At 53.7% G+C, this 21,755-nt stretch carries 15 protein-coding genes; 3 read left to right on the forward strand and 12 right to left on the reverse strand.

Annotated elements, in window-relative coordinates:
* Nucleotides 1-284: 284 nt before the first annotated feature.
* Complete coding sequence (locus tag HQN87_RS21415) at nucleotides 285-2,273, reverse strand: hypothetical protein (RefSeq protein WP_254075601.1); 1,989 nt, start codon at nucleotides 2,271-2,273, stop codon at nucleotides 285-287.
* A 145-nt stretch (nucleotides 2,274-2,418) separates the two neighbouring features.
* On the opposite strand from HQN87_RS21415, the gene HQN87_RS21420 reads away from it, so the two are divergent.
* Nucleotides 2,419-3,261, forward strand: a complete 843-nt coding sequence (locus HQN87_RS21420; RefSeq protein ID WP_173137483.1) for an AraC family transcriptional regulator — start codon at nucleotides 2,419-2,421, stop codon at nucleotides 3,259-3,261.
* 760 nt (nucleotides 3,262-4,021) lie between these two features.
* Here the strand turns inward: HQN87_RS21420 and uidA are convergent.
* The 4 genes from uidA to HQN87_RS21440 are packed head-to-tail and all read right to left on the reverse strand — an operon-like array spanning nucleotide 4,022 to nucleotide 9,021.
* The gene (gene uidA, locus HQN87_RS21425; protein ID WP_173137485.1) at nucleotides 4,022-5,818 is read right to left on the reverse strand and encodes a beta-glucuronidase; all 1,797 of its coding nucleotides are present in this window, start codon (nucleotides 5,816-5,818) and stop codon (nucleotides 4,022-4,024) included.
* Between the two features lie 45 nt (nucleotides 5,819-5,863).
* Nucleotides 5,864-7,207 (reverse strand): ABC transporter substrate-binding protein, encoded by a 1,344-nt coding sequence (locus tag HQN87_RS21430; protein ID WP_173137487.1) that lies wholly within the window; start codon nucleotides 7,205-7,207, stop codon nucleotides 5,864-5,866.
* Between the two features lie 27 nt (nucleotides 7,208-7,234).
* The gene (locus HQN87_RS21435) at nucleotides 7,235-8,065 is read right to left on the reverse strand and encodes a carbohydrate ABC transporter permease (protein ID WP_173137489.1); all 831 of its coding nucleotides are present in this window, start codon (nucleotides 8,063-8,065) and stop codon (nucleotides 7,235-7,237) included.
* An 11-nt stretch (nucleotides 8,066-8,076) separates the two neighbouring features.
* Nucleotides 8,077-9,021 carry a carbohydrate ABC transporter permease gene (locus HQN87_RS21440; RefSeq protein ID WP_246553518.1) on the reverse strand — a complete coding sequence of 315 codons (945 nt, stop codon included), beginning with the start codon at nucleotides 9,019-9,021 and terminating at the stop codon, nucleotides 8,077-8,079.
* 192 nt (nucleotides 9,022-9,213) lie between these two features.
* On the opposite strand from HQN87_RS21440, the gene HQN87_RS21445 reads away from it, so the two are divergent.
* Nucleotides 9,214-11,013, forward strand: a complete 1,800-nt coding sequence (locus HQN87_RS21445) for a sensor histidine kinase (RefSeq protein WP_173137491.1) — start codon at nucleotides 9,214-9,216, stop codon at nucleotides 11,011-11,013.
* A complete protein-coding gene (locus HQN87_RS21450) occupies nucleotides 11,003-12,610 on the forward strand; it encodes a response regulator transcription factor (protein ID WP_173137493.1) in 1,608 nt (535 codons plus the stop codon). The genes HQN87_RS21445 and HQN87_RS21450 overlap by 11 nt, the downstream gene beginning before the upstream one ends.
* Before the next feature lie 668 nt (nucleotides 12,611-13,278).
* Here the strand turns inward: HQN87_RS21450 and HQN87_RS21455 are convergent.
* The 7 genes from HQN87_RS21455 to HQN87_RS21485 all read right to left on the reverse strand — a co-directional run bounded on the left by HQN87_RS21455 (nucleotide 13,279) and on the right by HQN87_RS21485 (nucleotide 21,753).
* Nucleotides 13,279-14,193, reverse strand: coding sequence for a phosphotransferase (locus tag HQN87_RS21455; RefSeq protein ID WP_173137495.1), 915 nt, complete (start codon nucleotides 14,191-14,193; stop codon nucleotides 13,279-13,281).
* A gap of 64 nt (nucleotides 14,194-14,257) precedes the next feature.
* A complete protein-coding gene (locus HQN87_RS21460; protein ID WP_173137497.1) occupies nucleotides 14,258-15,376 on the reverse strand; it encodes a GNAT family N-acetyltransferase in 1,119 nt (372 codons plus the stop codon).
* 79 nt (nucleotides 15,377-15,455) lie between these two features.
* Complete coding sequence (locus HQN87_RS21465) at nucleotides 15,456-16,763, reverse strand: ABC transporter substrate-binding protein (protein ID WP_173137499.1); 1,308 nt, start codon at nucleotides 16,761-16,763, stop codon at nucleotides 15,456-15,458.
* A 69-nt stretch (nucleotides 16,764-16,832) separates the two neighbouring features.
* A complete protein-coding gene (locus HQN87_RS21470; RefSeq protein WP_173137502.1) occupies nucleotides 16,833-17,663 on the reverse strand; it encodes a carbohydrate ABC transporter permease in 831 nt (276 codons plus the stop codon).
* 12 nt (nucleotides 17,664-17,675) lie between these two features.
* Nucleotides 17,676-18,587, reverse strand: coding sequence for a carbohydrate ABC transporter permease (locus HQN87_RS21475; protein ID WP_173137504.1), 912 nt, complete (start codon nucleotides 18,585-18,587; stop codon nucleotides 17,676-17,678).
* A gap of 63 nt (nucleotides 18,588-18,650) precedes the next feature.
* Entirely contained in the window at nucleotides 18,651-19,967 is a 1,317-nt protein-coding gene (locus tag HQN87_RS21480; protein WP_173137506.1) for an ABC transporter substrate-binding protein, read from the reverse strand.
* Between the two features lie 199 nt (nucleotides 19,968-20,166).
* Entirely contained in the window at nucleotides 20,167-21,753 is a 1,587-nt protein-coding gene (locus tag HQN87_RS21485; protein ID WP_173137508.1) for a response regulator, read from the reverse strand.
* Nucleotides 21,754-21,755 lie beyond the last annotated feature (2 nt).

Below are 21,755 nucleotides of genomic sequence, written 5' to 3' on the forward strand. Positions count from 1 at the left end.
TCGCGATAGCGGTACTCTCAGGATTAAGATTGAAGACGGCCCGGCTGGTCACGAAGACATATGAGCATACGTGAAGTCGCGAAACGCTTGGATATTTAAAATAATACCTGAAACGAAGTTTTCCAGTATGGAAGAAGAAACGGCTGGCTTGCGAGCGGAGATCGACTATTTAAAAAAGCAGGTGCCGTTTCCTGCGCAAAGTTGCTTCAGGACAATTTTTCTCCGCATGTGCACCACAAAGTGAAAGAATGGGCCGCAGTGGATCAAGGTTATCAGATGGGGCGCTAGCGACTATTCTTAGCCTCTGCCTCCCAGTAATCACCCACCAGGCCTTCAATAATACTGGCGCTGGCCCAAGGCATCAGACAGAACCAGGTGCTGGCCGGTGAACCATCGCTGTAAGTCTCCGTCACCAGCCCCTCGGAATGACAGAACCGCTCGGACATCCAGCCTGTCAGGCCGTGGCCAAATTCCCGGTCATACCGGTTGTAGGTCTGGCAGCCCCAGCCGATCGTATCCAGCATCCGCTGCCGGACGTAGGGATCATCGCGCTGCTGCACGTAGTAATACAGCTCATCCACTACACTGCCCGACATCGGATGAATATGCGGATTGGCGACTGAGGTCACACTTCCCCCGCAGCTGGACCAGCCGACCACGCTCAGTGGCGGCACCTTAACGGGTGAATTGTAAGCAAATTTGAAGGTGAACTCGTAAGCTAGCGCATCTCTCATATGATCCAGATACAGCTCATCCCCTGTAAGGGCGTGCAGATATCTGACCGCCCGGATGTATGCCAGAATCCCTTCAGAGTCTACCGCCTTATCCGCATCAAGCGGCGCCCCATAACATTCCATCCGCTTCACATAGGTCTCATAATAATGCCGCTCGCTGCGCTTCAGGCTGTCCAGATGCGACCGGTTTCCGGTTAGCCAGCTATAGTAGGCGATTGCAGCCAGGATCCAGGTTCCGCTGAAGGAATCATATTCAAGCCCCGCACCGGTTCTCTCAGAGAGAATCGTAGGGTATTCATCGTCCGCATTCCGGCTTCGTTCCAGTACAGGAAGAATCCTCCGCACGAAGTCCACCCACTCCTCGTGGATAACATGCTTGAGCCGTTTCTCATATTCATAAGCCTTCATAATATAAAATAAGGCCTGTCCGCATAGATAAGCGGAATGTCCCGGAGTGCGCATTCCATCGAACCACCAGCCGTGAATACTCCATTTCCCGTCCTGATAGGCCTCATAAGGAAGACCGGAAGCCGGGTTCATGCAGTTCCCGATGATATTCTCAATGCAGGAGAGCGCCTGCCCGCGCATTGGCTCATCTCCCAGCCGCAGCGCAGCCATCAGCATGGGGGTGGCTACAGTCAGACCGTCTGTCCAGCTGATGGAGATGATTTTATTATAACGGTACCCGCCCGTCTCCTTGTCCTCATACACAAAGGTTGTGTAGCTCCGGTCTTCAGGCAGCCACGCATATTGGTAGATCGCCTCTGACAGGTCAGCCGCAGCACGCCGGATCTCACTGCCGGGTCTTGGAGGCTGATGATAGCGGGAATAGATGTCTTCCAGCGCAGGATTGATGCCCAGCTCAGATTCAGCCGTGTACTCGTACAAATCCAGCGTGAACGCTACAGACTCTGAGCCCGCCAGCTCAAAGCAGTTCTCCTCCAGAGGAGCCCGCTCCTTGACAAGGCGCGATTTGATGAACAGAAGCGGAGCATTCTCATACCCCAGCGTATATCCGACCGTTCCCTTGGCAAGCGAACAGGTGAAGCCGCCATACTGGCAGAACTCTCCCTCTGCCCCGGGCTTCCACTGGGACTTCACTCCAGCTTGGCTTATAAAATAAGGACTGGCACACAGCCCCCATACCTTGCCGTTGTCATAGACAAGCGCCGCCGGATGCGATAGCCGGTCGCTTCGGACCATCCACCAGGGAGAAGAAGGACGCGCGGGATTGCCTTCTCTTAGTCTCGGGAATTCGTTCGGAACATTCTGCGGAGCCTCCCCCCGGTTGCGGCCATACATAAAAGCGGGCAGAAAAAAACGCGGGTCTGTCTTGGCAAATGGCAGCTCCACATGAATAACTCCCGACCACGGCGTACGGTTTAGATTCGTAATCGTTACACATGCCTGATACGGCTGCACAGCACTGCCTGCTCCGCCTGTGATCCCGATGGATGCTTGTAATCCATGTCTGTCCAACCCGGTATATCCGGTATCTGCCTGGTGCTTGCTTCTTGCCGTTACAATCAGTTCCATCATCCGGTCCTCCAGTCTGTTGTGTACAATACAACGCTTGCAAATCATATAATGACATGCTAGGATAAGGACATTTTATAGTAGTTTCAGAGAAGAATCCTTGCGAATTCCGTGCGATGTATTGCGCCAAATGACCTGGAGGTTAGCGATGAACGACCCTTTTGAGCTGCGGTATGATCCCATCCATCAAGATTATCTCTACCTGCACAGAACGACTACCTATAATATGGGGACCTTCTATCACCGGCATGAAGCCTATGAGCTGTACTTGTTCCTGCGCGGCAATGTCAACTTCTATATCGAGAATAGCTGTTATCATCTGGAACGCGGCGATCTGCTCGTGATCAATCCGGAAGAGATGCACCGTTCCTTCAGCCAGGATGAATCGGAATATGAACGTATTACCCTTAACCTCCAGAAGTCATATCTGCACCGCCTGTCTACACCGGCAACCCCTCTATCCTGGTGCTTCGACTATCGGCCCAAGGGTAAGGGCAACATCGTCCATCTGGAGGAAGCCCGGCTGCAGCAGTTTCTCCGCCTGACCGGCGATCTGGAGAAGACGCTCTCGTCAGAGGACTATGGAGCAGATATTATCGCCAACAGTACGCTCGCACAATTATTGGTGCTGACCAACATGGCGTTTCATAAGACAGACATCGTTCCTGCCGATATCATGCCGGAGCTGGTCCGCAAGACTATGGAGTACATTGACGCCCATCTGGAGCAGACCATCACGCTGGAGCAGCTTGCCGGCCTCTTTCATTTGAACAGCACATACATCAGCCGCCAATTCAAACAACACACGGGCTTAACTCTCCGTTCGTATATATTGGACCGCCGGATTTTGTTAGCCAAGGCTTACCTCCGCGAAGGGCTTAGCCTTACCGAGGCCTGCTATCAATCCGGCTTCAGCGATTACGCCAACTTCATCCGCAGCTTCACCAAGATCGCCGGAGTATCCCCTGGAAGGTACGCCAGGCAGGGATAAGCAGACTGTAGAATGTCTCGCGGGAAGTGGAGCGGGAAGGCGCGGTGTATGCGGAAGGCGGGACTGGATGATTAGGGCTGGGAATTTACAGATTGCGAGGAGTGTTGCATACAGTTGAGGGCGCGGCGGGCTTACAGCATCTGACTCATGGCAGCGGACTTACAGCGTCTGACTTATGGCGGCGGGCCTACAGCGTCTGACTTATGGCGGCGGGCCTACAGCGTCTGACTCATGGCAGCGGGCTTACAGCGTCTGACTCATGGCAGCGGGCTTACAGCGTCTGACTTATGGCGGCGGGCTTACAGCGTTTAACTCATGGCGGCGACTTACAGCGTTTAACTCATGGCGGCGGACTTACATCTGCGGATTTATAGCGGCGCGGACTTAAGCAAGTGGAAATTGTACATCTAATTTGGCGGTAAAGGGGTACGTAAACTAATTAGTTGGAAAAATGTAGCTTACTCAGCCCGATTTCTGTTAAATCCATCAGATTCCAGGAATTAAGTGTACTTTTTCCAACTGCTCGCCCCCAACGCTCGATTACGGCAAAATTAAGTGCCTTTTTTCCAACTACGTCCGCCCTCCTCTCCCGCTACCGATTGCATAAGGCCCCCCAGCCGAGCCGGGGGTTGTTGTATAAAAAAAGCCTCCCATAATGGGAGGCTTGAAGGTTGGGAAGCTAGCAAACTCGCTGACTTGTAATCTTGCGAACTTGCAATCTTGCAGGCTTGCAAGCTCACGCTTACACCATAAGCTCATTTCACTTCTTATAACCAAAATCCGGTATCGCCGTCCATCTCCGGCGCAGCTCGTGGGCTGCGGCTTTGGGCTTGCGTTCCCGGGTGAAGATGCCCTTCTTGTTGCCCTGGACCCGGATGATTCCCTGGCTCGTAGCGAAGTCGGCGAAATTCCATACCTGCTCGCCCACGAATTCGGTGAACTCGTCGAACACCTCATGGTTGGCCCGGTAGAACGCCACCTGATATTCCTCCGTGAACATTATCGGCTCCACATCATGCAGCCCGGCTACGGTATCTGTTCCGTATTCGGTCATCATCATCGGCTTGCCCGGGCAGCGCCGGGTCCAGGCTTCCAGCTCCAGCCGCAGCTTGTCCTTGGCCGATTCCAGGTCGCCCCCGTCCACGTACCAGCCGTAATAACGGTTGAAGGCCAGCACATCAATCAGCTCGGAGATTCTATCGTTCGCTGGCGAAGCTTCAATATGTGTCACCAGCGTAACCGGACGATGCTGCGGATCTTCGTCCCTCATCTGCTCGATCAGCGGCTTGAAGTATTCGTAAGCGCCCTCCTCATAGGAAGCCGGTTCGTTGGCTACATTCCACATCACTACACAGGCATGGTTCTTATCCCGCTCAATCAGCTCCCGGATCACCTGCTGGTGATGCCCGAAGGTCTGCACCTCTTGCCAGGTCTCCTTCTTCGTTCCTCCTGAGAACATCACCAGGAAATTAAGATCCAGCCCTACCGCCGGAGTCTCGTCAATGACGACGAAGCCTTCACGGTCGGCAAGCCGCATCACTTCTTCCGCATAAGGATAATGCGCGGTACGGAAGGAGTTCGCCCCCGACCATTTCATCAGATTGAAATCCAGAATATTCGCCGCTTCATCCAGACCCCGGCCATGAAACGGGGTATCCTCATGTCTGCCATAGCCCTTGAAGTAGAACGGCTGGTTGTTGATCAGGAACTGTCCGGCTATGACTTCAACCGTCCGCACACCGAACGGCAGCTCGTAGACATCAACTACCTGCTCCGCTTCCAGAAGCTCGATCTTCAAGGTATACAGATAGGCATTCAACGGCTGCCATAGCCTGACAGAAGGAATATCCAGCACACCGGACCGACCTGTACCTGAGCAGACCGCATTCCCCTCTTCATCCAGCACCGTGACCCGCACATCCGCTTCTCCGCTAACATCCACACTATAGCGGACGATCCCCTGCTCACCCTGATAATCGGTTACTACAGTAACGTCCTGAACGAAGGTGTGCGGGGTGGAGTAGATTTTGACCGGCCGCTGGAGTCCTGCAAAATTGAAGAAATCGAAGTTCGGCTGATTCTTCACTCGGGTCTTCCCGTCCGGGCCCTCAGTCTCACTGTACAGCCCCACAGGCAGTGTCGTGTAATCCACCACATTATTCACGGCAACCGTCAACCGGTTCGTGCCAGCTTGAATATAGTCATTCACCACCGCTTCAAAAGGCAGGAATCCGCCGGAATGCTCCATCACTAACACTCCATTGATGTATACCTTCGCCTTATGTGTCGCCGACCCGAATCTCAGGACAAGACGCTCACTCATGACGTTACGCGGAAGAGACAGCTCCCGCTCATACCATACCCAGCCGACATGACCCCGGATCTCCGGGTTTACACCCAGATCATTATAGGCAGAGGGTACCGCCATCGGGAGCGTATCTGTCAGCCTGGACGCATACCATTTCTCGTCCCATCCGGGGCCGTGATCCAGCTTGAAATTCCATACCCCGCCCAGATCATACAGGCCGCGGGTTTCCGTCATTATTGGATACAGCATGAACAACACACTCCTATCTGCTCTCTATTCTCTTGTATTCAGGATTCAGGATTTGGAATCAATGATCTTCTGGATCTTGGTTTGTGCATGCTGAATGGTATCCTCAATACTTTGACCCGACAGCATCATTTTATCGAATTCCTCCAGGAGCACCTTCTCCAGCTCAGCGTGATACGGGACTGCCGTAGCTGCAGTAGTGGATTTGGTATTCTCCAGTACATAGAGCAGAGACGCTTTATCTATCATCTCCGGATTCTTGCTGCCGGCGATGATGCGGTCTACCACATCGTTCAGATCGGCTTTTTTCCAGGACGGGATATTCTTCCCTTGCAGCACAATGCCTTCGGTGGAGAACCAGCGGATGAAGGTGTACGCCTCGTCTTTATGCTTGGATTTGCTGTATATGCTCAGTACATCCCCGCTGACATTCGCAGCAATCGGATCTTCCGCCTTCAGCTTAGGAGTCGGAGCGAACACCGTCTTGAAGCTGGCCGGAATGGTCTCGGTTCCCCCGGTTTCCGGGATCAGGAAGGAGCCTGTGAGAATCATGCTTGTATCCTGGTTGAAATATTGCGGTCTGTAATTCAGCTTCTGGCTGACCACCTCGGAATACGGTGTGGCAGAGCCTTCTGCTTCGCCCTGAAGACGCAGCTCCAGCGACTTACGCATGAATGGATTATCAATATTAGCCTTCTTACCGTCATCGGTGGTCAGGTTCGCGTTGACCGGCTGGCCGAAATTCTGCACCAGGTATCCGTATTGAATCCAGCTGTGGAAATAGGTACCATAGCGGGTTTTATCGCCTTCTTTTTTCGTCATAGCCTTCGCGTATTCCATATACTGATCCCAGGTCCAGTCCTTGGGCAGCTCAAGTCCGGCTTCCTTCAGATGGTTCTCATTGATAATAACGAGACCCTGGGAGGACTTGCCGGGCAGCCCGTAGACCTTGCCGTCAATGGACGTATCCGCCGTATATTCATCCGCGAACTTAATTCCGTCCTTAGCCAGATAATCATCCAGCGGCTCGATCATGCCCAGCCCCGCCCGTTGGGAGAGAAACGTCATGTTGCTGAACATGATAATATCCAGATCATCGCCGCCGGCAACGGCCAGATCGAGCTTCTTGTAGAATTCATTGGAGTTGTTATCCTCAGCGGAGGCGAACTCCACCTTGATGTTCGGATGCTGCTTCTCGAATTCGGCAATGACGACATCCCAGTTGTCCATTTTTTTGGCATACCAGTTGCTCAGCTTGATGGTTACAGCTTTATCCCCATCCTTAGCGGGAGCGGAAGCCGCATCCTCCTTCGAATTGGCCCCTCCGCACCCGGATACGAGCAAGGCTAACAGCGGTACAATGATGAATAATTTCCGTTTCGCTCTAAACATGATATAACCCCCTGTAGTGTAATTAGTCTAGCCTTTGACGCTTCCCATAGCAACTCCCTCAATCACCTGCTTCTGGCCGATGATGAAGATGATCAAGAGAGGTAGAATGGCTGATACGGCACCTGCCATCATTAAGGAGTAGAACTCGCCGCTGAAATCAGCGAATTTGCGGATACCCAGCTGCAAGGTGAACAAGGAATCGGACCGGAGGAAAATCAGCGGATTCTGGTAATCATTCCAGGTCCAGATAAAGCGGAGAATCATATAGGTAGCAAGGGCTGGCTGCACCAGCGGCAGGGCAATACGGCTGAATATCGTCCAGTGGCCCGCCGCATCAATCCTTGCGGATTCAATAATCTCATCATGAATGCCCAGGAAGAACTGCCGGAGCAGGAAGGTTCCCAGCACACCTGACGCCGCAAGCAGCACCAGTCCGATATGACTGTCGAACAGTCCAAGCCAGCGGTACATGATGAACTGCGGAACCAGGATGGCCTGGGTCGGAATCATGAAGGTGGCCAGGACCACGATGAAGAGCGAATCCCGTCCTTTGAAGACAATTTTGGAGAACCCGTAGGCTGCCATGGCAGAGATCGTCAGGGACAGCGCTGTCGACATCAGGGTGACCTTGGCGCTGTTCCAGTAATAAAGTGTGAACGGCACGGCGCCCGCCCATACCTGCTTATAGTTCTCTACCATATTCCATTTCGCCGGAATCCACTGAATGGGATACTTCATGACATCCAGCTCCGGCTTGAAGGAGGCGGAGAGCATCCACAGGAACGGCATAATAAACAGTATCCCGGCAACCCCCATGAAGAGGGTTACGATAACGCGGCTAAGCTTGATTGAACGCATGTGTAAACCTCCTAGTAATTGACCCATTTCTTTTGTCCGACCCATTGAATCAAGGTCACCAGCAGGATGAGCATCAGCAGAATAATCCCCATCGCGGAAGCATAACCCGACTCCAGATTAATGAACGCAACCTCGTACAGATAGAACACAATGACTGAGGTTGAACCTGCCGGGCCGCCGCCTGTGAGGACCATAATCAGATCGAAGACCTTGAACGATCCGACAATCCCGGTAATCAGCAGGAAGAACGAGGTAGGAGATAACAGAGGCAGGGTAATTCTGAAGAATTGTCTGAGCGGTGATGCACCGTCCACATCGGCGGCTTCATACAAGTCCCGTGAAATATTCTGCAGGCCCGCCAGATAGATCACCATATTGAAGCCGAGCGAGGTCCACACCATAATAATCATGACCGAGATCAGGGCAAACTTGGGATCAGCCAGCCACAGGGGCGGGTTCTCTACCCCGATGGATCTGAGGAATCCGTTGATCGGACCATTGTTGGGGTGATACAGGACTCTCCACAATAAGGCGATGGCCACGAAGCTTGAGATAAAGGGCATGAAATAAATCACTTTGAAAAAGGTTTTGAAATACGTTGCTTTGTTGATTAACGCTGCCAGCACCAGAGCCAGGAACATCGCTACCGGAACTACGGCAATCATGATCAGGTTGTTGATCAGCGAGCGATGGAAGGATTCATCCTGCATCAGCCGTGTGTAATTGTCCAGCCCGACCAGTTGAAACCCCTCCAGCCCGGACACAAAATTCCAGTTCGAAAAGCTGATCACGCCGGATAAGAGAATCGGAATAATCACTAACGTAGTGGTAAGAATGAGCATGGGTGAAATAAATAGATACCCCGCAATATTGTCGTAAAAGGATTGCTTGCGCATTCTGCCTGTTCCCGGCTTACCGTACCGCTTAATTGTCCCCTCTTCAGGAATAACCTCCACTGTTTCCACCTCGTTTTATGTTTGTAGCTTCATTATAGAAGAGCTGTTTTGCATGCACATGCAACGAATTTATCTATGATGAAAAGTTTGTATAGCATTATTTTTTCTAAAATGAAAAAATTGTTGGATGAGCTGAACGGCATAATCAAGTACCATAAGCTTGTGAAGGTCCAGTACTGGAGGGGAACTCTAATGAAAGATAAACACAGGCTCAGTCCGTTATCCTTCCGGCAAAAGCTTATCCTTACCTCTATCGCCTGCCTGGTTATACCGGCTATCGGGATGCTGTATATCACCATTGTCTACTCCAAGCTCATTATCCGGGAGCATTCCCTGGAAAAAGCTACGCAGTCCCTGACCATTGTCCAGTCGCAGATTGATGTGATCTTCGAAGAGATGGTGTCGGTCTCGAACTTCGTTCATTTCGACCCGGAGATCAAAACCCTGCTGGAGGATGCCAAGACCAATCCGGTGGCTGCGAGATCCCTGACAAGCCGTCTGGAGCAGGTGGCCGGAGAGACCCTTGATCTGCGGATTACGCTGGTGGATAAGGAAGGACATGCCTATTCCGATTATTCCTTCTACGACTATGATCCGCGGCAATTCCTGAAGCAGCGCTGGTTCTCCACCCTGGAGCAGCTCCCGCCGTATGACACTTTATTTATGGGCGCGGAGGACAATTACCTGACGTCTCTTGCGGCCGGGCAGCCGTTCGTCTTCATGACCGCGCGGGCCTTAAGAGAGGGAACGACGTCTTCCCCCTATGCTTACCTTATTGTCAGCCGCAGCGAGGCTTCCATCCGTGAGCGGTTTGCTTCCCTGGAAGAGGATGTCTATCTGTTGAGCGACAAGGAGACGATTCTCTCCAACCGGAATCCGTCCCTCATAGGCTCAAGCTTCAATACACTGCTGCCCATAGATGAGCTGGTGTTCCCGGATATCGTAGAATTCAAGCAGGAGAATCAGCTCCTCCTCTCCCTGCCGCTCAAGTACGCCAAATGGAGGCTAATCAGCGTAGCTCCGTATGAGCAGTTGACGGAAAGATTGAACGGAATCAACCGGACAGGCCTGTTGTTCCAGGCTGTTTTTGCGGTCAGCTTCCTGTTCGCCTTAACCTATCTGCTGCGGAGGTTCACCAAGCCCGTGCTGGTGCTGGGCAAGGTGGCCCGCAGAGTGGAGGACGGGGATCTGGCGGTGCGCTCGGGCATTCGGGGAACCGACGAGATCGGCAGCCTGGGGCTGTCCTTCGATAACATGCTTGACCGGGTACAGCTGATGCTCAGACAGGTGGAGACGGAGCAGGAACTGAAGCGCCAGGCGGAGATTGCCATGCTGCAGGCCCAGATTAATCCGCACTTCCTCTTCAACGTGTTAAGCTCAATCCGGCTGAAGCTGCTCATGAAGCAGGATGAGGAGAACGCTTTTATCGTAGGCTCCTTATCCTCCATGCTCCGGGCCACCTTGTCCAACCAGGATGAATTCGTCTCCGTTGCCTATGAGCTGGATTCCGCGAAGCAGTATATGGAGCTGATGAGATTCACCATGAGATACCCCACGGACTCTGAAGTCCGGGTGAACAAGGAGCTGCTGCTGGAAACATTGCCAAGGTTCATTCTGCAGCCCATTATTGAGAATGCTTATAAGCACGGGTTCATTCAAGGCGGGGGACGGATTACGATCTCCATTGAGAACCTGAAGTCCAGGCTTCACATCAGCGTCGAGGATAACGGCACCGGAATGGATGAGCCTACGCTGGCCTTATTATTGAAGCAGATTACACAGAAGGATATAGAATTAGATCGCTTGAACATGGCCGGTCCCCCTGAAGTCCAGCTCTCTCACGGCATCGGATTGATCAACGTCTATCAGCGGCTTAAGCTCATCTACGGGGAGCGCTTCGAGATGGAGATTGAGAGCCTTCAAGGGGAACGTACAACCGTAAGGTTAGTGCTGCCGCTCAAGCGGATTGGAGCAGATAGACATGAACTATAAAGTAGTCTTGGCCGATGATCATTATCCGGTACTGGAGTATTTAAGCGCCGCTATTCCCTGGGACACCCTTGGACTTGAATTGTCCGCGGCGTGCTCGGACGGCAAACAGGCCTGGGAAGCCTGCCAATTGCATCAGCCGGATATTCTGCTGACCGATATCGGGATGCCCGCGATGAATGGCCTGGAGTTAATCCAGAAGGCACGCGAGGTGAATCCCCAGCTTCAGACGATTATCTTGTCCTGCCACGGGGAATTCGAATATGCGCAGAAGGCTGTGAAGCTGAATGTGGCCGAATATATATTGAAGGAGAGCATGCAGATTGATCAGGTGATTGCTGTATTGACCGAGGCGGTCTCCCGTCTGGAAGTGAAGCTGCAATCCCGCAACAGCTACCTCCAGATGCAGAAGCTCGTCAGCCAGAATCACTCTGCGATCCGCACGAGGTTCATCCGCCGGTTCGTCGAGCAGCCGGTCTGGGATGAGGCAGAATGGTTCGGACAAGCCGAGGGGATGGGCATTCAGCTCCAGCCAGGGCTTCCTTACCTGCCGGTGCTGGCGGTCCCGGAACGCTCCTATGAGCTGGAACGGCGGTTCGGCGGAATCGTGAACCTGCAGTTTGTCATGGATAATGTGCTGCAGGAATTTCTGGAGATTGAGGGGATCATTCAGTTCGCCTTAAGCGAACGGCAGTTCATCCTGTTCATCCCTTTTCCGCGTATGCTGATCCGCAATCTCTATGAGGAGTACCGGAACAAATTCCTGTACGTACAGAAGATGTCGAAGCTGCACCTGCGGATGGGGATTTCATTCTTTTACGGCGAGGTGACTCCCAGCCTGATCGAACTGAAGAAACAGCTTCAGGCGTTGCTCGATGCCCAGGCGCTGCGTTTCTATACGGCCGAAGGGGCGATTATGAAGCTTGCGCCTGTGAAGACTTCCGGCGAAGACCTGTTCGTGCACTACTCGGAGATTCTGCAGCAATTACGGGATTGTATCCAGCATGAGGATGGTTCACAGGTTACCGCTACGGTTGCGGAGATCAAGAAGGTGATCGGGGACCACCAATACCCGGTGGAAAGCGTAAAAAGCTGGCTGCTCAAAATGGTGATGGAGCTGGAACTGAAATATGTGGTGATGCAGAACTTCGTCAATAACTTCAACAGTGAACGGCATCAGCGCTCCATCCAGGAGTTCGAGACCCTTGATCAGCTGATGGAGTGGCTGGAAGACTTCCTGAAGGACAAAATTCTGATGCTGCGGTCCATGTGGAAGCAGAATGTCCGAAAAGAAGTGGCGGAAGCCAAGCGGTATGTCATGAATCATACCCACGAGAAGGTCAGTATGGATGAGATGGCCCGGCGTCTGGGCCTGAATCCCACCCATTTCAGCCGGTTATTCCGCATCGAGACCGGGCTGACCTTCATTGAGTATGTGACCAAGATGAAGATGGAGCGGGCCCGGGATCTGCTCAATCAGACCAACCTCACCGTGGTGGAGACCGCGGAGCAGCTCGGCTATGACAATGTCAGCTATTTCATCAAGCTCTTCCGTAACTTCTCCGGGATGACCCCGGCGGAGTTCCGCAAATCCCTCTAGGCTGAGGGAGTGAGGATGGTGAAGCTGTCACTGCGGGAAATATATGAGCTGAATGGAATGAGGGCCAAACGGGGAACGCTGGGGACACCGAGGACGCCGACTACACTGCTGCAACAAGCAAGTGGATAAACGTATCTTAATTTGTGAATTTCGGAGGATTACGGGCAAGCAAGTGGAAAAACTCCAACTACTACGGGTGGTTTCAGCTACTTTGGGTGAAATGCTATTATTTAAGTGCCCTTTATCCACTTGCTGTTCTTCCAGGGGGCATTTGTTCCTCAGCAAGTGGAGAAAATCCAACTGCTATAAGACGCACTTAAGTTTAACTTGAAGCTTCGTCGTCACTGCGGTGAACATTTGGACTTCCGGCCGCTGCCCCAACAGATTTCTTCAATTATTCCGCTGTTCGAGGTGGAAATCCGGTGACGGCTGATGCTTCCGAAGCTAGCTTTCCTGCGGAAAGCTTTCAGGCGGTCGCTACCGCTCCTGCAGTTCCAAATTTCCCCCTCCGCTTCTTTTGCTTTTTGTTTATTTCATTGGCATGTTAAATTCTAATGTTCCTCAACATAAAGCGGCATCAGAGAAGGCGGATTGTACCTTATCGCGGCCTTTAAACGACAAAATGGTGCCGATCGCCATAACCCCATAACCGCAACGAAATAATGAGCCTAATCCGACAGTGCCCGCATGATGTTGGATTTCGCCTCTGCCGCAATCGCTTCATTCCCGTCATCGACCGCTTGCATTAAGATCAGCATGGGGATGTATACCGCGATCAGCCGCGCCAGCAGCTTCGTCTCCTCGTCCGCTCCTCCGTATGTTTCGAAAAACACGCCGCGGGCGTAAGGTGGTAAAAAGCTATAAGCAACGCTCAAATCGCAAGCCGGATGGCCTACGCTCAGATCGCCCCAATCAATGATGCCGGAAACGATCCCGTTCTCATTCACAAGCATATTTTTGAAATGAAGATCGCCATGTAGCAGTGCATTCACCGCCTCGACACGGTCCTTTTGCAGCCTGCTAATATACGCTTCGATCACACCGGACTCCTCCGGCGACAAGTGTTCAACCACCTTCGATAGAAAGCCTTCCAATTTCACTTTGCGCGATGCTATGTCCGTCAAGTTTCGATGATCTTGCTGAACTCCGCACTCCAGCGCCGCCTGCACCGGAAACTCATGCAATCTCCGCAAAAATGTCGCCAGCGTCTCTGCCGATAGTGCCCGGCGTTCTTCTGTCAAACCGATGGGGAAATCTCCTGGCACGTGGGCATAGCCAAGAAATGGTGCCGGGTATTCGTCACTTGCTTCGCCATAAAACAACGGTTTCGGATAGGGGATGGTCAAATATGCCTCAAGCTTCGGCAGCAGCTTCCCTTCCATACGAATCGCGCCAACTGCAAACGTTCTTCTTGGAAACCGGAACACGTACTCGTCACCGATGCGAAAAACCGTATTGTCCCAGCCCCAGCCCAATCGCTTCACTTGCTTCGATGACAGCTGAGGAAATTGTCTGCCGATCAGCGTCCGCGCCTGCTCTTCGTTAACCTCCCACTCCGCATCCCATACATTCGTTCCTCCCATGAAATGTCTGCCTCCTCCCGGCTTGTTCATTGCCCTATTTTCGATTAACGACAAACAAAATTACTCAGAACTTATCAATCTTGTACCAGAACAGCGGCAGCGGGAACCAATCTGTGGGCGCATCCACCGCCATATAACGGCCATGCCGGGTAAGCAGCAGCGTCTGAGCTTCCAGCCTGTCCAGGACCACAGCTCCCGGCTTGGCAGACCGCTCGACGCTCACGCCCTCTTCATCCACCCGCGCCGTCACCGGCTGTCCGTCCATCACTGCGGAGAATTCTCCCGGGACGATCCCTGTGGTCTTGAGCTTCAGCGTCAGATAAGCCTTCAGGACATTGGCGAAATCCAGAATATGATACATATCCGAGTTCTCGGTCACAAAGTCTTCGGCTATACTGCCAAGAGCCTTATTCAGCGGGATGTCATATTCCGGCGCGTACATCGTTAGTCGCCCGGCTCTGCTATAGGCCATATATGCCTTAAGCGTCCGCAGCATATCGTCCGGATTCTCCACTGCGAATTCAGCAATATCATCGCCCGCTTCGTTGACCACCAGATATCCGATCAGCTTGCCCTGATCCAGAACGCCGAGTGTCTTTTGACAGAGAGTGCTGAAAATCAGCGGTAATTGCTCTAAGTTACGTTCAACATACGCAAGCCGCGAGGTGTTCAGATTGTGGGCAAATCCGGCTCCTCCTTCCAGCTCAAACAGCGGGCTGAAGGAGATTCCGGTGTCATCCACCCCTCTTATGCCATGGCGCACATTGGCCTCTGCCACGGTATATTTGAGCTTGATACCGCCAAGCGTGAAGCCGAAATACTCATATCTCTGCCGCTGTCCATATAATACCACCATATCACAGGTGCCCCGCAGCTCTTCAAGCCACAGGTGCATAAGCGCTTTCATATGCCCTTCACCACGAGCACGCGGATGGACCGATACGGTCCCCAGATAGCCTGTCCGCAGCGTATCCTCTCCTACCCGTACAACCTCAGGGAACACAGCCACCAGTGCGCGCAGCCTGCCCTGCTCATCCACAGCCACCTTATGCATGGCGGAAGAATCTATACTTGTGTCATAAGCCTTGGGCATCAGGACCTCAAAATCAAAGTGGAAAGCATGGTTGGCCAAGTCTATGTATTCCTCGCGTTCGTGCGGAGCTGCTGTTCTGTAGTTAACCATTGGTTAGACCCCTTCAGACTGCATATTTAACTGCCTCTCTGACTATATTCTAGAGGCATCCGCCATCTCCTGCCGCAGGTCACTCTGATTCCCGCCGCCTTGCCGCGGCCTGATCTATCGCTTGCTGGATATCGGCCAGGGCTGCCTCCATGGGCTGCCCGGCCAGATATTGGTTCACGCCCTCCTGAATCTTCACCTGGAGCGATTCGGTGGATACCGTGTGCGGCCAGTAGAGCGTGGCGTCCTCCCGCGTGACCGCCGCTGCAATGGAGGATACGGAATCGGTCCGGTCTGTTGGCGCCGAGATGACGGAAGGCACAGCCAGCGCGCCTGCGGCGAGCTTCTCCTGTGTGGTTCTGCCGTTCATGAACGCCACGAACTGCTTGGCCTCCTCCGGGTGCTCTGTCCGGGAGCTGATCACCCGGTACGTGCCGACATTGATATTAGGCACCGTCTTCACGCTGCCCGGCACCATCATGAACCGGATATCCTGTGCAGGGTTGCGCTCCTTGATGCTGGGGATGTCCCAGGTTCCGGTAATAATCATGGCCGCCCGGCCTGTGCCGACCAGATCCTTGGCCTGCTCATGCTTCAGGCTCTTCCAGTTCGGCGGCACGAACCCCCGGTCAATAATGGACCGGTGCTTCTGGATCGCATCCACGAATACCGGGTCATGCGTCCGGATCTCCCCGCTCTCCAGCTTCTTGGTCCAGGCGGCATCGGCCCCGTTATCCGACATGATCGACCCCCAGAAGAACTGGGCCGTCGACCATTCGGCATCCATTGCCACCGGAATAAGCCCTTCCCCCTTCAGCTTCACGCAGAGCGCCAGGAACTCGTCCCAGGTGCGCGGAACCTCCAGCCCGAGAGAGTCGAACAAGGTTTTGTTGTAGAGCAGCCCGTCACTGTGCATGACCTCCGGCGCACCGTACACCCGGCCGCCGACCGTAACCGGCAGCAGCGAGTTCGGATAGAATTCCTTAAGGAATTCGGCCCCGGTTAAGTCCAGATACATATCGCTCCGCAAGGCACGGAATTCCTCGAACAGGCTGGGCGACCAGGTATCGAACACATCCATCGGCTCGCCGCCCAGCAGCCGGATCTTGATCCCTGCCGTATAATTATTATTCTGAATGAAGTCTGCTTCGATCTGGATATGGGGATGAAGCTTCTCAAATTCAGCAATGGCATCGAAATACACCTTGCCCGCCTGCGCCGTATCCAGCAGGTAGCTGGAGTAACGCAGCGTAACGGGTTCACGCCCGCCCGGTACCTCGCCGGACCCGGACAGAAGGGAGGCGTCCGTACGGCTCCGGTCATCACACCCGGCAATCATGAGCAGCAGCAGCATAGCACTGCCCCAAATCCCGATTGTTCTCGTAATCATGACGTCCCCCTCCTTCCCATTCTCCATTCTTCTATTCTGAGCGTACAGCCGTCCTCCGTCAACGGACAATCAGAGCTTGCCCCCCGAAGTTGCAATCCCTTCGATGAATTGCCGCTGGAACAGGATGTAAATAAGCAGCATCGGCCAAATCGCCAGCACGGAAGCCGCCATCAGCTCCGGGTAATCCACGGCGAAGGCGCTTTGAATCTTCGCCAGAGCCGAGGAGAGAGTCGCCGCATCCGAGCTTGTGTTGACGATCATCGGCCACATCAGGTCCTTGAAGGAGAACAGGGCCGTGAATATCCCGAGCGCGACCAGACCGGAGCGGACCAGCGGGAGCATGATTCTGGCAAAGGTCTGCCCGATATTGCAGCCGTCAATTTTGGCCGCCTCCTCCAGCTCTTTCGGCAGTCCCATGAAGAATTGTCTCAATAAGAAGGTGCCGAAGGCACTGACCAGCCCCGGGAACAGCAAGGCAAATATCGTATTGCGCATCCCCAGCGCATCGACCATCAGATATTGCGGGATGATGAAGATCTGCGTCGGCACCATCATCTGAAACAATACGAGACTGAAGAAGAAATTGCGCCCCGGGAACCTCAGCCTGGCAAAAGCATACGCAGCCATCGCACTGAACATTACGGCACACAGCACCCTAAGCGCCATCATCGCAAAGGTGTTCCAGTACAGGACCAGAAAGTTATTCTGCCGCCACACCTCCAGATAGTTCTCCGCCCGCCAGGTCTTGGGGAAAAAGATAAAAGGGTTCATCGAGGTGGACTCCGTAACCGACTTGAACGAGGTCAGCACCATCCAGACGAACGGAAGAATCATGGCGGCCGCTCCCAGGAGCAGCACAAGGTGAGCTAAGATCCGGTTAAAGTATTTATGTTTGGCCAATAGTGCCGCCTCCTACATGTAGTTGACCCATTTTTTTTGCGCCCGCATCTGGAAGAAGGTGATGATCATGATCAGCGCGAGCAATACCATTACAACCGCTGAGCCATAGCCCTTATTCGAGTACTTGAACGAGTTATTATAGAAGAGATAGACTAGCGATACGGTATGGTCATAGGCCGGGTTGCTCACATCAATCATCATATAGATGACATCGAACACCTGCATGGCCTGAATAATCGTGGTCACCACCACAAAAAACAGGGTGGGCGAAACAAGCGGCAGGGTGATGACGAAGAATTGGCGCACCCGGCTGGCCCCGTCGATATCCGAGGCTTCATAGAAGTCCTTCGGAATCTCCTGAAGACCGGCGAGCAGCAGCACCATATTATAGCCGATGACACTCCAGATGCCGATCACCGCGATGGACAACATCGCAACCTGCGGGTCCGTCGTCCAGTTGACGGCCGGAAGGCCCAGCTTGGATAGCCCGTGATTAATGAGGCCGTAGTGCTGGTTGTACATCCAGCGCCATACCATGGTCACTGCCGCAGGAGCGGCGACCATCGGGATGAAATAGATCGTGCGGTACAGCGAGCGGCCCGCGAGCTTGCCGTTCAGCAGGACGGCCACCAGCATGGCGATGGCAATGCTGACAGGCACGACCAGCAGCGTATAGAGCAGTGTATTGCCGACAGCGTGCCATACCTGAGGATCATGAATCAGCTTGCGGTAGTTCTCCCATCCAATGTAGATATTGCCTCTGCCGAAATCTCCGCTCTTGAAGAAGCTAAGGTAGGCGGTCTGTATAATCGGGATGAAGTTGAGGACGATAAGGCCGATCATCGTTGGTGCGATCAGGAACCAGCCCCAGGACCATTCATTCCAGGTTTTGGCACCGATTTTCCTCTTGACGGTATGATTCATCTGCTTCCCTCTCCTATCAAACCTGCGGCAGCCCCCAGGCTGCCGCAGGCATATGGCTCATGCTTATTTCTCTTCCGCCAGACTCTCATTCATGACCTTGGCTGCATTGCGGGCTGCTTCCTCCACGGACACTTTGCCGGAGAACGCCGGCTTCAGCGCTTCATACGCCTTATCTTCCCAGACAGCCGTTGTATTGGAATACGGACGGATTACCCCATAGCTGACCATGTCAACGAATGCCTTGATATTGAAGGTTTTGTTGGAATCAACCCACTTGTCAGCCGCACCTTTGTACGCCGAGATGGCAACGCCCAGCTCCGCCTGGCGCTCCTGGCCTGTCTTGGAGCTTAAGTATTCCACGAACTTCCATGCTTCCTCGGGATGCTTCGTCTTAGCATCAACCGCATTGCCGAGGCCGTTATAGATGGAAGCCTGCGCAGCCTTCTTGGGCAGCACGGCTACATCGAAATTCTTCGCCATGAACTCGTTCTCGGTGAACCCGCTCAGGTTCCACGAGCCGAAGAGGCCCATAGCCGCCTTGCCGTTCTTCAGCAGATCGGCGCGCTCGGCATCCCCGTACACCTCAGGGGACAGTCCGTCACGTACGAAGCTTACATAGTAATCAAGGGCTTCGATGGTCTTCGGATCGTCATAGCCTGACTTCTTATCCGCTGTAATAATGGTGCCGCCGTTCTGATAGACGAAGTTGTAATACCCCTCCTGGTTGTGCATCGGTGCGAGGAAGCCGTACACCCCGTCCTTCGTGAGCGCTTTGGCGGCGCTGTGAAGATCATCCCAGGTCCAGCTCTCATCCGGGTATTTCACGCCCGCCTGGTCAAACAGCGTCTTGTTGTACCACAGCCCGATGGTATCGAAATCCTTCGGAACCGCATATTGCTTGCCCCCCAGATTATAGATCTGGTTCAGGCCTTCCGGGTAATTCTCCAGCTTGACGTCTTCGCTCTTACCGATGCGGTCTGTCAGATCAAGCAGCATGCCGTTGTTCGCATAGCGGTAGATCTCATTGGAATGCATCCAGAATACATCCGGCAGCGAGCCGCCGGTGGCTCCCGCTTCCAGCATCGTCCAATAATCGGACCAGCCGGTCACCTCAATATTGACCTTGATGTCCGGGTTCTGGCTCTCGAATTCATCGGCAATGGTGCGGATTCCCTTCTCCTGATTGGAATCCCAGATCGCATAGGTCAGCTCAGCCTTCTCGCCGCCTGCCGCCTGGGTGGCTGCTGCGGCATCCGTTGGCGCTGCCGATGGTGAAGCCGATGTATTGCTGTTGCCGTTGCCATTTCCATTTCCGCAAGCCGTCAAGGTGACCGCCGCAAGTAAGATGGACAACACCGTCGCTAAGCTTTTTTTCTTCAATTGAATGACCCCCAACTTCCATTTAGGATGTGCTGCATCTGCTGCATCTCCAATAGTAGGTGAAGGCGGCCGGTATCGAAATGGCTGTTTTTTACGGAACATTTCCTTTTTTTGACCATTCGTCAGCTGCACAAAGAAGCGCATCCGCAGCGGATGCACTTCTTTTACAGTGTCTGTTCTTTTTTTGACAATTGCCGTTCTAGCCCCGGTATTCCTCGGGACTCATCCCGCTCAGCTTCTTAAACAGCTTGCTGAAGTATGCGGTATTCGGATATCCTACGCGCTCTGCCACCTCATATACCTTCACATTCTTGTCCTTAAGCATGTGCTTCGCCTTCTCCATGCGCAGCCGGGTCAGGAAGCTGACGAAGTTCTCGCCTGTCTCCTGCTTGAATACCCGGCTGAGATAAGAGGCGTTCACGTTGATCCGGTCCGCCACGGATTGCAGGGAGATTTCCTCCGCATACAGCTGCATGATCAGTTCGCTCGCCTGCTCCGCATAACTCCGGGAGGATTCGCCTTCCGACATCTGCGCCCTGCACTGCTCCAGATAACCGGCGACAGTCTGGTGCAGGCCCTCCAGGCTCTCTTCATGGAGGATGCTCTCGTACACCGTAAGCCCGGCTTCGTTCGGCTCGGGAAGCGCCGGGAAGCAGGACAGAATCGCCCCAAGCATCCGTATGTAGGTCGAACGCGCCGCCTGCTTCGTGCAGCCCTCCAGCAGCAGGGTATCCTTCAGGCTATTCAGGAAGGCAAGCGCTCCTTCGCTTCCGCTCTCGGTATCCTGCCTGAACTTCCGCATGGAAGACCTGTCGATGAACAGCCGCTCTCCGCTTCTCTGTCGGCTCCTGGCTTTATCATAGAAGGACAGGCCGCTCCCGCACGCGAAGAACAGTTCGTCCAGAGCCATATCCGCCTCCTGATAGGCCCGCTTCAGGCCGCCAAAGCCGGGCGCGGGGCCGCTGACGCCGATGGACAGCGTCAGCTTCAGGAAATCCTTCATGGCCGCCTGAATCTTGGCGGCCGCGCGTTCGATCTCGGCGCGGACAATCCGTCCTTCCGGCCCGAGGTCCAGCAGCAGCACATATTCCGCGGAGTTCATCACAATGATCTCCTTCGCCCGCTTACGTGGAAGAATCTCTTCAAGAATATTGGTGACAGAATAACGCAGCAGCTTCTCATCCTGCTCCACATACTTGCGTCTATGCTGTTCGAAATGGTTAATCCGCAGCTTCAGGAGCACCATCGGCTCATCCGCCAGGCGGATACGCAGGGATTCGCGGTTAGCCTGCACATCCCCGGCGGCCTTGAAGCCGCTGATCAGCTCCTTGAAGAGCGTCTCCTTCAAATACCCGATACTCTCTTTATAGGAGCCTGGCGGCATTTCGCCGGAGCCTGCGCGGGAGATCCGGGCAGGCCGCTTCCTGACAATATCAAGCACACGCAGCAGCTGCGACGGCTTCATATCACTTTTAATCAGATAGTCTGTCGCTCCAAGCCGGAGCGCCTCCTGCGCATATTGGAATTCCTCCAGGCAGCTTAGGATCACGAACTGTCCGTCCAGGTCCAGCCGCCGCGCCTCGCGGATCAGTTCAAGGCCATCCATCACCGGCATCTTGATGTCTGTAATAATCAGGTCGGGCTTATGCATCCCGGCCAGCTCCAGCGCCTCCCGGCCGTTCGCCGCTTCACCGAGAATCGTAAAGCCTTCCTCTTCCCATTGAATAATCGACTTCAGGCCGATACGCATTAGCAACTCATCATCCACGATAAGAACACCCAGCATAT

Origin of the sequence: Paenibacillus tritici, assembly GCF_013204885.1 — a bacterium.
Classification (GTDB): domain Bacteria; phylum Bacillota; class Bacilli; order Paenibacillales; family Paenibacillaceae; genus Paenibacillus_AQ; species Paenibacillus_AQ tritici.

What these genes read in the sequence shown, in the direction of transcription:
- HQN87_RS21415 (WP_254075601.1), bottom strand. Translation starts at nt 2,273, where the DNA reads ATGATGGAACTGATTGTAACGGCAAGAAGCAAGCACCAGGCAGATACC.
- HQN87_RS21420 (WP_173137483.1), top strand. Translation starts at nt 2,419, where the DNA reads ATGAACGACCCTTTTGAGCTGCGGTATGATCCCATCCATCAAGATTAT.
- uidA (WP_173137485.1), bottom strand. Translation starts at nt 5,818, where the DNA reads ATGCTGTATCCAATAATGACGGAAACCCGCGGCCTGTATGATCTGGGC.
- HQN87_RS21430 (WP_173137487.1), bottom strand. Translation starts at nt 7,207, where the DNA reads ATGTTTAGAGCGAAACGGAAATTATTCATCATTGTACCGCTGTTAGCC.
- HQN87_RS21435 (WP_173137489.1), bottom strand. Translation starts at nt 8,065, where the DNA reads ATGCGTTCAATCAAGCTTAGCCGCGTTATCGTAACCCTCTTCATGGGG.
- HQN87_RS21445 (WP_173137491.1), top strand. Translation starts at nt 9,214, where the DNA reads ATGAAAGATAAACACAGGCTCAGTCCGTTATCCTTCCGGCAAAAGCTT.
- HQN87_RS21450 (WP_173137493.1), top strand. Translation starts at nt 11,003, where the DNA reads ATGAACTATAAAGTAGTCTTGGCCGATGATCATTATCCGGTACTGGAG.
- HQN87_RS21455 (WP_173137495.1), bottom strand. Translation starts at nt 14,193, where the DNA reads ATGGGAGGAACGAATGTATGGGATGCGGAGTGGGAGGTTAACGAAGAG.
- HQN87_RS21460 (WP_173137497.1), bottom strand. Translation starts at nt 15,376, where the DNA reads ATGGTTAACTACAGAACAGCAGCTCCGCACGAACGCGAGGAATACATA.
- HQN87_RS21465 (WP_173137499.1), bottom strand. Translation starts at nt 16,763, where the DNA reads ATGATTACGAGAACAATCGGGATTTGGGGCAGTGCTATGCTGCTGCTG.
- HQN87_RS21475 (WP_173137504.1), bottom strand. Translation starts at nt 18,587, where the DNA reads ATGAATCATACCGTCAAGAGGAAAATCGGTGCCAAAACCTGGAATGAA.
- HQN87_RS21485 (WP_173137508.1), bottom strand. Translation starts at nt 21,753, where the DNA reads ATGCTGGGTGTTCTTATCGTGGATGATGAGTTGCTAATGCGTATCGGC.